This is a genomic window from Buttiauxella noackiae ATCC 51607 (genome assembly GCF_001654865.1).
GTDB classification, from domain to species: Bacteria; Pseudomonadota; Gammaproteobacteria; order Enterobacterales; family Enterobacteriaceae; genus Buttiauxella; species Buttiauxella noackiae.
This window is the reverse complement of sequence record NZ_LXEO01000039.1, coordinates 32,847-46,458: the sequence shown is the minus strand read 5'-3', so window position 1 is coordinate 46,458 and position 13,612 is coordinate 32,847. Positions and strand designations below refer to the sequence as shown.

Below are 13,612 nucleotides of genomic sequence, written 5' to 3'. Positions count from 1 at the left end.
GAAGTTGGTTCTATTTTTGGTATACCAAATAAACCCGTCGCTCTTCAGGATGCAGGGTTGTTGGCTGCTCTTACTCACCCGAATCGCTGACTTCAGTAAGATCATCGGGATTCGTTCGATAGCCGCCTACCTGCATATTGAAGTCTTTCGGATCTAGGTCGTCATACATCACACTACATAATAAAAAACGACAACACCGAGGTATACCCTATGGCTTTGCAGGAAAAGTTAATCGACTCTCTGGGAAGTTTTGCCACTAAATTCAATAGCTACCGCTATATTATGGCGATCAAAGCTTCCTTTATTACCCTGATGCCAGTGATCATCGTTGGGGCATTCTCAGTACTGATCTCTAATATGGTGCTGGATCCCAAAAATGGTCTTGCCAGTTTTTCCGCGCTGTCGTTTCTCGCACAGCTAAAGCCGATTACCGCGGCGATAAACTACGCCACGCTTAACTTTTTGAACATTGGCGCGGTGTTCCTGATTGGTATCGAACTGGGCAGGATAAACGGTATTAAAAGTCTGTTCCCGGGATTGCTGGCGGTGATCTGTTTTATCTGTGTTACGCCGACCACAATCGAGATGATGGTCGACGGGCAGATGCATATGGTGAAAGACATTCTGGCACGCCAGTTTTCTGATACCCGCAGCCTGTTCCTTGGCATGTTTATCGCCATTTTATCGGTTGAAATTTACTGCTGGCTGGAAAAAAGGGAAGGGCTGAAGATCAAAATGCCTGACACCGTTCCGCCGAATGTCTCTGCTTCTTTCTCCGCATTGATCCCATCGATCATTACCGTTACCGCTATAGCGACCTTTGGTTTTATTTTTCACCAAACGACGGGCATGTACCTGTATGACGCGGTCTATCAGGTGGTGCAGCAACCTTTGGAAAAAGTGGTGCAAAGCCTACCGGGCATTTTGCTGTTGATGTTTGTGGCGCAGCTTTTCTGGGTTATCGGTATTCATGGCAACCAGATGATTAAGCCTATCCGCGAGCCGCTGTTGCTTGGGGCGATTACCGTGAACATGAGCGCGTTTGAACAAGGTAAAGAGATTCCAAATATCATCACCATGCCGTTCTGGGATGTGTATATGAGTATCGGTGGTTCTGGCTTAACCATCGGCCTGCTGATTGCGGTGATGATTGCGACAAAAAGGAAAGAAATGAAAGAGATAGCCAAACTCTCTTTTGGCCCTGGGATCTTCAATATTAACGAGCCAGTTATTTTTGGTATGCCGATTATGCTTAATCCCATACTGGCTATTCCTTTCATCATTACGCCACTGGTCACCGGCAGTATTGGTTATTTCGCCACGGTAATGGGTTTTGCGGGTAAAGCCGTTGTGATGGTGCCATGGACCACGCCACCGCTCATCAACGCCTGGCTTTCTACTGCCGGTTCTATGGGAGCGGTCGTTACGCAATTGGGTTGTATTTTGGTTTCTGTGCTGATTTACCTGCCGTTTGTGAAAATCGCTTCTCGCCGTGCCGAACAGGCTCAATTGCAGGCCGAACAGCAACAAATTGCTAATAACGCGTGAGGAAGGTATGAGCATCGTAAAAATCACCATCCCAAAAGATTTTATCCTCGGTGCAGCGGCATCGGCCTGGCAAACAGAAGGCTGGAGCGGTAAGAAAGAGGGGCAGGATACGTGGCTGGATGCCTGGTATAAAAACGACAGGCATGTCTGGCATGAGGGCTACGGCCCGGCGGTCGCCACGGATTTTATTAATCGTTATCGCGAAGATGTGGCGTTGATGAAACAGGCAGGGTTGACGCATTACCGCACTTCCATCAATTGGTCGCGCTTTTTCATTGACTATGAAAATGGCGTGGTTGATGAGGAATATGCGCAGTACTACGACAATCTGATCGACGAAATGCGCAGGAGTGGCATTGAGCCGATGATCTGCCTCGAACACTACGAGCTGCCTGCCACATTGTTTGAAACTTACGGCGGATGGGCGTCGAAGAAGGTCGTCGATTTGTATCTGTTATACGCGGAGAAAGTTTTGGCTCGTTATGCCCACAAGGTGAATCGCTGGTTCACTTTTAACGAGCCGATTGTGGTGCAAACCCGCGTGTATCTTGATGCACTACGTTGGCCATATGAACAAAATACCCATAAATGGATGCAGTGGAATCACCATAAAAACCTCGCCACAGCGAAAGTGGTGAAACATTTCCGCGAGAAAGGTTATAGCGGAACCATTGGCTGCATTCTTAATCCAGAAGTGACCTATGCACGGTCCAGTGCCGCTCATGATCAGCAAGCGGCGCAAATTTACGATCTGTTCTACAACCGTGTATTCCTGGACCCTCTGGTGCATGGTGAATATCCGCAACAGCTAATGGAATTGCTGGAAAAACACAATGTGCAGTGGGATTACACTGAACAAGAACTGGCGATCATCCGCGAAAATACCGTTGATGAATTGGGGATTAATTTGTACTACCCGCACCGGGTAAAAGCACCGTCGAGAGCCTGGAACCCGGAGACCCCATTCCATCCAGCTTATTATTATGAACCGTTTGAGTTGCCTGGGCGGCGGATGAATAAGTCGCGTGGCTGGGAAATCTACCCGCGCATTGTTTATGACATGGCGATGCGCATTAAAACCGAGTACCGCAATATTCCGTGGTTTGTCGCGGAGAGCGGAATGGGTACGGAAAATGAAGCTCAGTTTCGCAATGCTGACGGTGTGATTGAAGATGATTATCGTATTGCGTTTATCAGCGAACATTTGTACCAGACGCTGCGCGCCCGTGAAGATGGCGCCAACTGTCAGGGCTATATGCTGTGGGCTTTCACCGATAATGTTTCGCCAATGAACGCATTCAAAAACCGCTACGGATTGATTGAGATTAACCTGCAAAACAACCGCGAGCGACGTGCGAAAAAATCAGCCCATTGGTATCGGACGTTGGGTGAAACTCGCACGTTACAAATCACCATTGACGATGAATGGAAATAATTATTCAGCAGCTTAATTTGATAAGCTAATGAGTATTGATCAGCGGCATAACCCTGTGCCGCTTTTTGCAAAAACGTAGGTAACGCTGTGGACAAGGTAGTGCTTTCGCCAGAAAAAAAACAATACCAGGAAATTGGTGAGGATCTGCGCGCGCAAATAATACAGGGATTGTATCCAGTCGGTTCGCGTTTGCCGCCGGAACGAAATATTGCGGAGACTTACGGTGTTAGCCGCACCATCGTCCGTGAAGCCCTACTCATGCTTGAACTGCAAGGTACGGTTGATATTCGCCAGGGTTCGGGAGTGTATGTCACCCGTGTTCCTGCAGAAAACGAAGCGGAAGAAGAAGCGTTTTTCAGTAGCGATATTGGCCCATTTGAAATGCTCCAGGCCCGCCAGTTGCTGGAAAGCAACATCGCGGCGTTCGCTGCCAAAATGGCAACCAAAGCTGATATCGACAATCTCAAACGTATTCTCGAACAAGAGCAACGTGCGATTGCGATTAACGACCTGAGCCAGGATAACTGTAAAATGTTTCATCTGGTTCTGGCAGGCGCTTCGCAAAACCAAATGCTGCTGGCGACGGTGGAAAGCATCTGGCGTCATATGGATAGCAGCCCAATGTGGCAGCAACTGCGGGCGCACATTGATACGCGCAGCTATCGCTTGAAATGGCTGGGAGATCTGCAAACCATTCTGGCAGCGCTACGCCGTCGCGATGTTATGGGGTCATGGCAGGCAATGTGGCAGCACCTGGAAAACGTAAAAAACAGCCTGCTTGAACAGTCTGATTCTGATGCTCCTGATTTTGACGGCTATCTGTTCGAGTCCGTTCCTATCTTCCAGGGAAAACTGATGTGAAAATTGTGCCACTTTACGCAGTGCCACAACATGAACAGCAAATTACCGATTGGCTGTGGCAAGCGTTTGGTACTTCCGATAGCCGGGACTTTTTCGCCTCAATTGTGGCAACACGCCAGCGAGAAGAGAAGATGCCTTTAACTTTCGCTGCGGTTGAAGGTGAGAAGCTAGTTGGAACGGTAGGGTTATGGCGCTGCGATCTGATTAGCCGCCAGGATCTTTATCCATGGCTGGCTGCACTTTACATCGATGAAAACCAGCGCGGACAAGGTTTAGGGGAAAAACTCCAACAGCACGTTATCGAATATGCCCGTGGACTCGGTTACCCGCAGCTTTATCTTTACTCAGCCTGTAAAGGTTATTACGAACGTTTTGGGTGGCAGTACATTGGTGATGGCCTTGACTACCCAAATACACCTGTTCATTTGTACCAATTTACTCTCTGAATATTACTCGCCTGAATACGCAATAACTGAATGACGGCGCACAAGCGTTGGGCTAAACATATGAGTGATTTCTGGTAGTTCACGTTTTTCAGCCAGTGCCAGTGCCAGTTCTGCAGCTTGCGCTGCCATCGTGATTATTGGATAACGTACTGTCGTCAGGCGTGGACGCACGTAGCGAGAGATGAGCACATCATCGAAGCCAATCAATGAAATCTCTTTTGGTACGTCAATTCCGTTGTCATTGAGAACGCCCATCGCACCTGCGGCCATAGAATCGTTATAACAGGCGACTGCGCTGAAGTGTTTCCCACGCCCTAATAATTCGGTCATGGCTTGTTCACCGCCACTCTCATCCGGTTCACCGTAAGTCACCAAGCGATCATTTACCGACAAGCCGTGCTCCGTAAGCGCATCGTAGTAACCCTGTAGTCGGTCATCCGCATCAGAAATCTGGTGGTTGGAACACAGATAACCAATTTTGGTATGGCCTTGCTGAATCAGATGTCGTGTCGCGAGCCACGCGCCATAGCGATCGTCAAGTGCTACACAACGCTGCTCAAAACCGGGCAAGATGCGATTAATCACTACCATCCCAGGCATCTGCTTCATTAGTGAAATCAACTCACTATCAGGAATCATCTTTGCGTGAACCACTAATGCCGCACAACGATGGCGAATGAGTTGTTCAATGGCCTGACGCTCTTTTTGTTCGTTGTGATAGCCATTGCCGATCAATAAAAAATTACCGGTTCGGTAAGCAACTTGCTCGACGGCTTTTACCATTGCGCCAAAGAAAGGGTCGGACACATCGCCAACAATGAGTCCGATAGTTTCAGTGGTTTGTTGCGCCAGCGCACGTGCATTGGCGTTAGGGTGATAATTTAGCTCTTCCATCGCGCAGGTGACTGCCTGACGTGATGCATCGCTGGCTTTTGGTGAATCATTAATGACACGAGACACAGTGGCGACAGAAACGCCTGCCAGTCTTGCTACATCCTTTATTGTCGCCATCGTCAATATTCCTGGGTGGGTAAACGCTTACACAACGTTAAGTGTTACGGAAAAGACACGCTACTTCAAGGTTGGAACTGTATTCCTTGTCGCAAACCTATGCAAAATGGGGGCGTTTTAAGTGTAATCGTTACACTTAGCGAACACGGAAATTCAAGCGCAGCGGCAGAAAGAGGCATGTTCTGGATTTTTAATGATTTCAGACTAAATTTTTGCTTACAGTTTGCAGCGTGCTGTTGCTATTTCGCCATGGCGAAAAGTATTCAGCCACTGCTACATTTGAAGTCCCAGAGGTATTGATAGGTGATGTCAGCATCTAATGCTGATCACATGAATTACACCAACCTGCGCGGATGCGCAGGTTTTTTTTGCCCAAAATTTGCCTGCCTGTAACAAGACGCGATGTTTTAAACACCTGGTTGCACTTTCCGCTAATTCTCTTGCTTTTTCTCGCTGGTGACACCGACTGTACTGAGCCACAATTCAGATCCCAGAGGTATTGATTGGTGAGAATTCTAGTTACGTTGTTAAGTACAATTCTTTTGCACCAACCTGCGCAGATGCGCAGGTTTTTTTTGTCTTTTTTTCAGAGTTGACACACATTCCTCCTCTCGCTCCCATGCACTTAGTCATGTAATCTGCCGCTACACTTAATTGCCTGCGGTTCATTAATGACAAAGGGAGTTGCTATGCTATTTGGTTTTTTCCGTACGCTTTTTCGTATTCTGTTCAGGGTGCGACTTCATGGCGATCAACAACTTCTTTCCCAATCACGCGTTCTGATTGTCCCCAATCATGTCTCTTTTATTGACGGCATTTTACTGGCGTTATTTTTACCGGGGCGCCCGGTTTTTGCGGTGTATTCATCGATTAGCCAGCAGTGGTATATGCGTTGGCTAAAATCGCTGATTGATTTTGTGCCGCTTGACCCAACAAAACCGATGTCGATTAAGCATCTGGTTCGCCTGGTTGAGCAGGGACGACCGGTTGTTATCTTCCCGGAAGGGCGTATCTCGGTGACTGGCTCACTGATGAAAATCTATGAGGGCGCAGGGTTTGTTGCCGCTAAATCTAATGCGACTGTTATCCCCATTCGCATTGATGGTGCTGAACTGACATTTTTCAGCCGTCTGAAAGGGTTGGTCAAACGCCGCTTATTCCCGCGCATTAATCTGCATATTCTGCCACCCACTTCAATTGCGATGCCTGATGCACCACGTGCCCGCGAGCGTCGTAAAATGGCTGGGGAGATGCTTCATCAAATAATGATGGAAGCGCGTATGGCAGTGCGTCCTCGGGAAACATTGTTTGAGGCTTTGCTTTGCGCACAGTACCGCTACGGCGATCGTAAAAACTGCATCGAAGACATTAATTTCAAACCCGATACCTATCGTAGCTTACTCACTAAAACACTGTTTGTTGGGCGCATTTTGAACAAATACAGTGCGCCGGGCGAAACCATCGGGCTGATGTTGCCGAATGCGGCAATAACCGCTGCGGTGATTTTTGGTGCGTCATCGCGCGGACGGATTCCTGCCATGATGAACTACACCGCTGGCGTGAAAGGGTTGACCAGTGCGATAACGGCGGCTCAGCTCAAAACGATTTTCACCTCGCGCCAGTTTCTCGATAAAGGCAAGTTATGGCACCTTCCGGAGCAGCTTACACAGGTGCGCTGGGTGTTCCTCGAAGATTTAAAAGCAGAGGTAACACTTAGCGATAAACTATGGATATTCGCTCATTTATTCGTGCCTCATCTCGCCCAGGTAAAGCAGCAGCCAGAAGATGCGGCGATGGTGCTGTTCACTTCCGGGTCTGAAGGGAATCCAAAAGGCGTAGTGCATAGCCATAAAAGCCTGTTGGCAAACGTTGAACAAATTCGCACTATTGCTGATTTTACGGCCAATGACCGCTTTATGTCAGCGTTGCCACTGTTCCACTCTTTTGGCCTGACGGTAGGTTTGTTCACACCGCTATTAACCGGTGCGGAGGTCTTCCTGTACCCAAGCCCGCTGCATTATCGCATTGTGCCGGAACTGGTTTATGACCGTAACTGTACCGTGCTGTTTGGCACATCCACATTCCTCGGCAACTATGCGCGTTTTGCAAACCCATATGATTTCTTCCGTTTACGATATGTTGTAGCAGGGGCGGAAAAACTCCAGGAAAGCACCAAACAGCTTTGGCAGGATAAATTCGGCTTGCGCATTCTTGAAGGCTACGGTGTAACCGAGTGCGCACCAGTAGTTTCTATCAACGTCCCAATGGCGGCGAAGGTCGGGACTGTGGGGCGCATTCTCCCGGCGATGGATGCCCGTCTGATGGCGGTTCCCGGTATTGAAGATGGCGGGCGGCTACAACTGAAGGGGCCGAACATCATGAAAGGTTATCTTCGTGTGGAAAACCCTGGTGTACTGGAAGCGCCGGGCGCTGAAAATGCACTGGGTGAAGTTGAACCGGGTTGGTATGACACGGGCGATATCGTTAAATTTGATGAAAATGGTTTTTGTGTAATTCAGGGGCGAGCAAAACGCTTTGCAAAAATTGCTGGTGAAATGGTTTCGCTGGAAATGGTGGAGCAACTGGCACTCGGTGTTTCTCCAGAAAAAATGCATGCAACCGTTATCAAAATGGATGCAGCAAAGGGTGAGGCATTGGTGATGTTCACCACTGATAACGAACTTAATCGCGAAAAACTGCTGCAATATGCTCGCGCAAATGGTGTGCCGGAGTTGGCTATTCCGCGCGATATTCGCTACCTGAAACAGTTGCCTGTTTTAGGTAGCGGTAAACCAGATTATGTCAGCCTGAAAGCGCTGGTAGACCAGCCGGAGACAGAGAATGCATGATAATGCCGTGAACGATACCTCTATCTGGTCCAGAGGTATGATGGCAGTTACCGGCGCACAGTTTCTATCGGCGTTTGGTGATAACGCACTGTTGTTTGCCACGCTTGCGGTGCTGAAACAACAGTTCTATCCCGACTGGAGCCAGCCTGTTTTGCAGATGGTCTTTGTCGGTGCGTACATTCTGTTTGCTCCGTTTGTCGGCCAGATAGCTGATAGCTTTGCCAAGGGGCGGGTGATGATGTTCGCCAACAGCCTCAAACTAATGGGAGCGGCGATTATCTGTTTTGGCTTCAATCCGTTTGTCGGCTATACGCTGGTGGGCGTGGGGGCTGCTGCTTATTCACCGGCTAAATATGGCATTCTCGGTGAACTCACCACCGGCGATCGTCTGGTCAAGGCTAATGGCCTGATGGAATCTTCGACCATTGCTGCAATCTTGCTTGGCTCAATGGCTGGTGGTGTGCTGGCCGACTGGCATATCCTGGCGGCACTGAGCGTGTGCGTGCTGGTGTATGCGGGCGCGGTTGTTGCCAACCTCTTCATCCCAAAACTTGCCCCTGCGCGCCCTGGTCAGTCATGGCGCTTTACACCGATGACGCGCAGTTTCTTCACGGCGTGTCGTACACTTTGGCACAACGGTGAAACTCGTTTCTCGTTAGTTGGCACCAGTTTGTTCTGGGGTGCAGGCGTAACACTGCGCTTCTTGCTGGTGTTGTGGGTGCCGGTCGCGCTGGGTATTACCGATAACGCGACGCCAACGTATCTGAATGCGATGGTGGCGGTGGGGATTGTCGTTGGGGCCGGTGCGGCGGCAAAACTGGTGACGCTTAAAACTGTCGCGCGTTGTATGCCAGCCGGTATTTTGATTGGCGTTGGCGTACTGTTCTTCGCCATGCAAACCGCATTGCTGCCGTCTTATATGCTGCTGGTGCTAATTGGTATTATGGGTGGTTTCTTCGTTGTGCCGCTGAACGCATTGCTTCAGGAACGAGGGAAGCATTCGGTGGGGGCAGGGAATGCGATTGCAGTGCAGAATCTCGGTGAAAATACCGCGATGTTACTGATGCTTGGGTTGTATTCGCTGGCGGTTAAAACTGGCGCATCGATAGTCGGCATTGGCATTGGTTTCGGCGCTGTGTTCGCGCTGGCTATTGCTGGATTGTGGATTTGGCAGGTTCGTCAGAAATAGAGAATTTCCCCTCTCCAACAGGAGAGGGGTTTATAGTTTAAGGCGCAGGATAAGTATAAACGCGGTTCACCGCTTCCAGCTCTTCAATCACCTCTTCGCTTAGGTCCAGATGTAGGCTCTCAAGGTTAGTTTTTAGCTGCTCAAGTGTGGTGGCACCTAACAGCGTGCTGGCAACAAACGGCTGACGGCGAACAAATGCGAGTGCCATTTGGGCTGGGTCAAGATTGTGTCGCTTTGCAACATCAACATAGGCTGCAACCGCATGCTGAGTCTGTTCACCGCTATAACGAGTGAAGCGGCTAAACAGCGTGTTGCGAGCGCCAGCAGGTTTAGCTCCGTTAAGATATTTACCAGTCAGTGTTCCGAACGCCAGACAGGAATAAGCCAGCAACTCCACACCTTCGCGCTGAGTAATTTCTGCAAGCCCCACTTCAAAGCTGCGGTTTACTAAGCTGTAGGGGTTCTGAACGGTGACGATACGCGGCAAATCATGCTTTTCAGCAAGTTGCAGGTAACGCATCACGCCCCATGGCGTTTCATTGGAGACACCGATATAGCGGATTTTCCCAGCACGCTGGAACTCGGTGAGTGCTTCCAGGGTTTCAAGTAGGGTGACCGGTACTGCGTTATCGGTCCATGTATATCCCAGTTTGCCAAAGCAGTTGGTGGCTCGTTGCGGCCAGTGAACTTGATAAAGATCGATATAGTCGGTTTGCAAACGTTTCAGGCTGGCGTCCAGCGCATCGCGAATGTTTCGGCGATCCAGCATTTGATTGGGGCGGATGCCTGCATCGTTGTTGCGGCTTGGGCCACTGACTTTTGTGGCGATAATTAACTTCTCACGGTTCGCGCGCTGCTTTAACCAGTTACCGACGTAGGTTTCTGTTAAGCCTTGAGTTTCCGGGCGAGGTGGCACAGGGTACATTTCCGCGACATCAATCAGGTTAACGCCCTGGCTGACAGCGTAATCAAGTTGTTCATGAGCGTCGGCTTCGCTGTTTTGCTCACCAAACGTCATGGTTCCCAGCCCTAGCGTACTTATTTCAAGAGAGCTGTGGGGGATACGGTGATAGTGCATAGCCGCTTTCCTTATTCTACTGTCTTATCCGTCAGGCAAGCGCCCGACAAAAAATGGACTATAAACATGGCAGAGGGAAGGGAAAAGCGGAAGGGGGTAAATGAAGAAAAAGTATTACAGGCCAGCGAGGCGCTGACCTTTAGTCGCTGTATTTACTAACGTTCAATGATCTGTGAAACATCATCGCGATTAATCTGCATCTCATTGCCTTGCTGATCGCGATAACTAACTAAACCGGTATCGTCATCGACTTGCGGTTTACCATCAGTCAGGATCATACGGCCATCTTTGGTTGCCATCACGTAATCGCTGCTACAACCTGAAACCGCAAATGCCAGACCGACAGCGGAAATTATAACTGCCCATTTTTTCATTGTTATTCGCCTCGTGTGGTTTGGAATGACATATACAGTCTAGTAATAACTCGGGCAACCAGGAAAAGTAAGTAGTAAATTCTTAAAAGAAACAGAGGGGAAGCGAGAATGGCCTCCCCCGAGACGATTAAAGCGGGTTCTTTTTGTTGCGAATAAGATTTAGCGTTTCTACAGCGATTGAGAAGAACATCGCAAAGTAGATGTAACCTTTCGGCACATGAATATCGAAGCCTTCCAGGATCAGCGTAAAACCGACCAGCAACAAGAATGACAGCGCCAACATTTTCACCGAAGGGTGGCGTTCTACAAAATCACCAATCGATTTTGCAGCAAACATCATTACCATGACGGCAATCACTACAGCAGCCATCATAATAAACAGATGATCGGACAGGCCAACGGCGGTAATCACGGAATCCAGACTGAAGATAATATCCAGCAGCATTATCTGCACGATTGCGCCAAAGAAGGAGTGAACGTTGGTTTTTATTCCTTCCTCTTCACCTTCAATGGACTCGTGAATCTCTTTACTCGCTTTCCAGATTAAGAACACACCACCTAATGTCAAAATGAGGTCTCGTGCCGAGAACGCATGGCCCATCACGGAAAACAGTGGGTGAATTAAGTGCGTCATCCAGGCGATTGACGCCAGTAACACCAGACGCATAATCATCGCAGCGCCCAGTCCCAGACGGCGGGCTTTGGCTTGTTGTGCTTTCGGCAGCTTCGCCACGACAAGTGAAAGGAAGATGATATTGTCGATACCCAGTACGATTTCCAAAATCGTCAGGGTGCCCAGCGCCATCCACGCATTAGGGTCGGTAATCCATGCAAACAACATTAAAAAATCCTGCCTGAAAATATAAAACGCCAATTATAAACGCCAGCCTGGAACTGGGTGCAAGTTAAATGAATCTACAACAAGAAATGACGAGCCAGCAAAGCGGCGGTGAAGTTCTTTTTCAGATAAAAACCGCGGGGGAGCGTAAGAATTGGCGCGCCATCAGCACCGAATGCATTGGTTAGCGCTTTGCTGTTGGCGGCTTTAGGGCGTAATTGCAACACTTCTCCGTGACGTGCGGTGATACGCTCAACCTGGCCGAGCACAATCAAATCCATTAACTCTTCCCAGTCCTGGCGTAACTGCTGCTCTTCCTCTTCGGAAGGAGTCCATAGCAAAGGGGTGCCGATATGCCGCTGCGCAAGAGGAATTTGCCGCTCTCCTTCAACCGGAACCCAGAGCACCCGTTTTAATTTGTGGCGCACATGGCTGGTTTCCCAGCTCACCCCTGTGTTGCCGGTGAGCGGGGCCACGCAAACAAAAGTCGTTTCCAACGGGCGGCCAAGTCTATCCACAGGGATGGTTTTCAGCTCAATCCCTAATGCTGCGAAATCTTGTTCAGGTTTGCTACCGGCACTGGCACCCAACCATACTTCGAGCAAAACACCGATCCAGCCTTTGTCGCGCTTTAGATCCTTTGGGATCGGCAATCTGGCTAAAGTTGCGAGTTCACCTAGCGTATAGCCTGCCAGTCTCTGAGCTTGAGTTAGTAAAATCTGTTCATTTTCTGGAGGGTTAAGTAAAGGGCTAAGTGTTTGCATGGTGTCTTATTACTGGTTGGTCAAAAATTAAGCGTAATTATCCCGCGATAGGAAGATAGTTTAGCGTGCCGGGGATAAGAATGGCAATTCACTGATTTTTAATCATTTTTAAGATTAAAAATTATCGTTTTGTGATTTAGAAAAAACCTTTTCCCATTCTGGTCACTGGCAATGAACAGGATCTTACACCGGGTTATCCACAGAAAAATGGGATAAGTGGTAAAAAAGCCCACTACTGGTTCGATTTACAGCCTTGACTGAGGGGGGAAACCCATTTTTTCACCAGATTGTGACTAACTTGTTGGCACAATCTGTGGATAAAAACGTCATTGGTCGATCTTTCATCAGTGAGAGATCTTCATGTGTGATGATCATCACACTACTGAGCGGTGAGTTATTCATTTTATCTTTATTGCATTGAATATATTGATTATTTTATTTCATATTTTTAACGTGTTTCAGGAGTTATCCTAAGTTGTCCCGAGTGTATAAGGTAGTTCTTCACAGTTATATCCACAGAAAAAGTGAATAAACTACGAAGACTACCGGTGTTAATGTTTATAACTCGGTCATATTTTGTGAGTTATTCAAATGTTATTCCTTCTGAGAACCGCTACACAGTGGTTTACCGTCTAGCGCTTGTATGAAACAATCGCCCTAATCTAAGTTTGTTTTGAGGTAGTCCGGTGATCGATGATGATGGCTACCGCCCGAATGTTGGTATCGTAATCTGTAATCGGCAGGGTCAAGTAATGTGGGCCAGGCGTTTTGGTCAACATTCCTGGCAGTTTCCGCAAGGTGGCATCAATCCTGGCGAATCCCCGGAACAGGCAATGTACCGGGAACTTTTCGAGGAAGTGGGTTTACAGCGAAAAGATGTCCGAATACTCGCCTCGACCCGAAACTGGTTACGTTACAAGTTACCTAAACGTTTGGTGCGTTGGGACACAAAGCCGGTTTGTATCGGCCAGAAACAAAAATGGTTTCTCTTGCAGTTGATCAGCAGCGATAACGATATCAATATGCAAACCAGTAGTACTCCAGAGTTTGATGGCTGGCGCTGGGTTAGTTATTGGTATCCGGTTCGTCAGGTCGTCTCCTTTAAACGCGATGTTTATCGTCGGGTGATGAAAGAGTTTGCAAGCGTCGTAATGCCGCTACAGGAAGTTGCGCCACCACGTAATAACGCGCCTGCATGGCGACGTAAAAGAGGTTAAGT

The 13,612-nt window shown here is 48.6% G+C and carries 12 protein-coding genes; 7 read left to right on the top strand and 5 right to left on the bottom strand.

Translation table 11 applies throughout. The features are described from left to right. Nucleotides 1–210: 210 nt before the first annotated feature. From M979_RS13420 to M979_RS13405, 4 genes are all read left to right on the top strand, one after another. Entirely contained in the window at nucleotides 211–1,548 is a 1,338-nt protein-coding gene (locus tag M979_RS13420) for a PTS sugar transporter subunit IIC (protein WP_064555227.1), read from the top strand. Between the two features lie 7 nt (nucleotides 1,549–1,555). Continuing rightward, entirely contained in the window at nucleotides 1,556–2,983 is a 1,428-nt protein-coding gene (locus M979_RS13415) for a glycoside hydrolase family 1 protein (RefSeq protein ID WP_064555226.1), read from the top strand. A gap of 87 nt (nucleotides 2,984–3,070) precedes the next feature. Further along, nucleotides 3,071–3,844 carry a GntR family transcriptional regulator gene (locus tag M979_RS13410; protein WP_064555225.1) on the top strand — a complete coding sequence of 258 codons (774 nt, stop codon included), beginning with the start codon at nucleotides 3,071–3,073 and terminating at the stop codon, nucleotides 3,842–3,844. Then, on the top strand, nucleotides 3,841–4,290 hold the full coding sequence (locus M979_RS13405; RefSeq protein ID WP_034457560.1) for a GNAT family N-acetyltransferase: 450 nt from the start codon (nucleotides 3,841–3,843) through the stop codon (nucleotides 4,288–4,290). Before M979_RS13410 ends, M979_RS13405 begins: the two co-directional genes overlap by 4 nt. 3 nt (nucleotides 4,291–4,293) lie before the next feature. Here M979_RS13405 and galR read toward each other — a convergent pair whose 3' ends face one another. After that, complete coding sequence (galR, locus tag M979_RS13400) at nucleotides 4,294–5,301, bottom strand: HTH-type transcriptional regulator GalR (RefSeq protein WP_064555224.1); 1,008 nt, start codon at nucleotides 5,299–5,301, stop codon at nucleotides 4,294–4,296. A gap of 689 nt (nucleotides 5,302–5,990) precedes the next feature. On the opposite strand from galR, the gene aas reads away from it, so the two are divergent. Beyond that, the gene (gene aas / locus M979_RS13395) at nucleotides 5,991–8,150 is read left to right on the top strand and encodes a bifunctional acyl-ACP--phospholipid O-acyltransferase/long-chain-fatty-acid--ACP ligase (RefSeq protein WP_064555223.1); all 2,160 of its coding nucleotides are present in this window, start codon (nucleotides 5,991–5,993) and stop codon (nucleotides 8,148–8,150) included. Beyond that, on the top strand, nucleotides 8,143–9,339 hold the full coding sequence (gene lplT, locus M979_RS13390; protein ID WP_167350278.1) for a lysophospholipid transporter LplT: 1,197 nt from the start codon (nucleotides 8,143–8,145) through the stop codon (nucleotides 9,337–9,339). The genes aas and lplT overlap by 8 nt, the downstream gene beginning before the upstream one ends. 37 nt (nucleotides 9,340–9,376) lie before the next feature. Here lplT and M979_RS13385 read toward each other — a convergent pair whose 3' ends face one another. The 4 genes from M979_RS13385 to mutH form a co-directional block, all read right to left on the bottom strand. Continuing rightward, nucleotides 9,377–10,417, bottom strand: coding sequence for an NADP(H)-dependent aldo-keto reductase (locus M979_RS13385; protein WP_064555222.1), 1,041 nt, complete (start codon nucleotides 10,415–10,417; stop codon nucleotides 9,377–9,379). A gap of 155 nt (nucleotides 10,418–10,572) precedes the next feature. Further along, entirely contained in the window at nucleotides 10,573–10,791 is a 219-nt protein-coding gene (locus tag M979_RS13380) for a YgdI/YgdR family lipoprotein (RefSeq protein WP_034457556.1), read from the bottom strand. Between the two features lie 127 nt (nucleotides 10,792–10,918). Next, on the bottom strand, nucleotides 10,919–11,632 hold the full coding sequence (locus M979_RS13375; RefSeq protein WP_064513437.1) for a TerC family protein: 714 nt from the start codon (nucleotides 11,630–11,632) through the stop codon (nucleotides 10,919–10,921). A gap of 74 nt (nucleotides 11,633–11,706) precedes the next feature. Next, nucleotides 11,707–12,393, bottom strand: coding sequence for a DNA mismatch repair endonuclease MutH (mutH, locus tag M979_RS13370; RefSeq protein ID WP_064555221.1), 687 nt, complete (start codon nucleotides 12,391–12,393; stop codon nucleotides 11,707–11,709). Between the two features lie 686 nt (nucleotides 12,394–13,079). Between mutH and rppH the strand changes: the two genes are divergently transcribed. Next, nucleotides 13,080–13,610, top strand: coding sequence for an RNA pyrophosphohydrolase (gene rppH / locus M979_RS13365; protein ID WP_034457550.1), 531 nt, complete (start codon nucleotides 13,080–13,082; stop codon nucleotides 13,608–13,610). The last annotated feature ends 2 nt before the right edge of the window (nucleotides 13,611–13,612 follow it).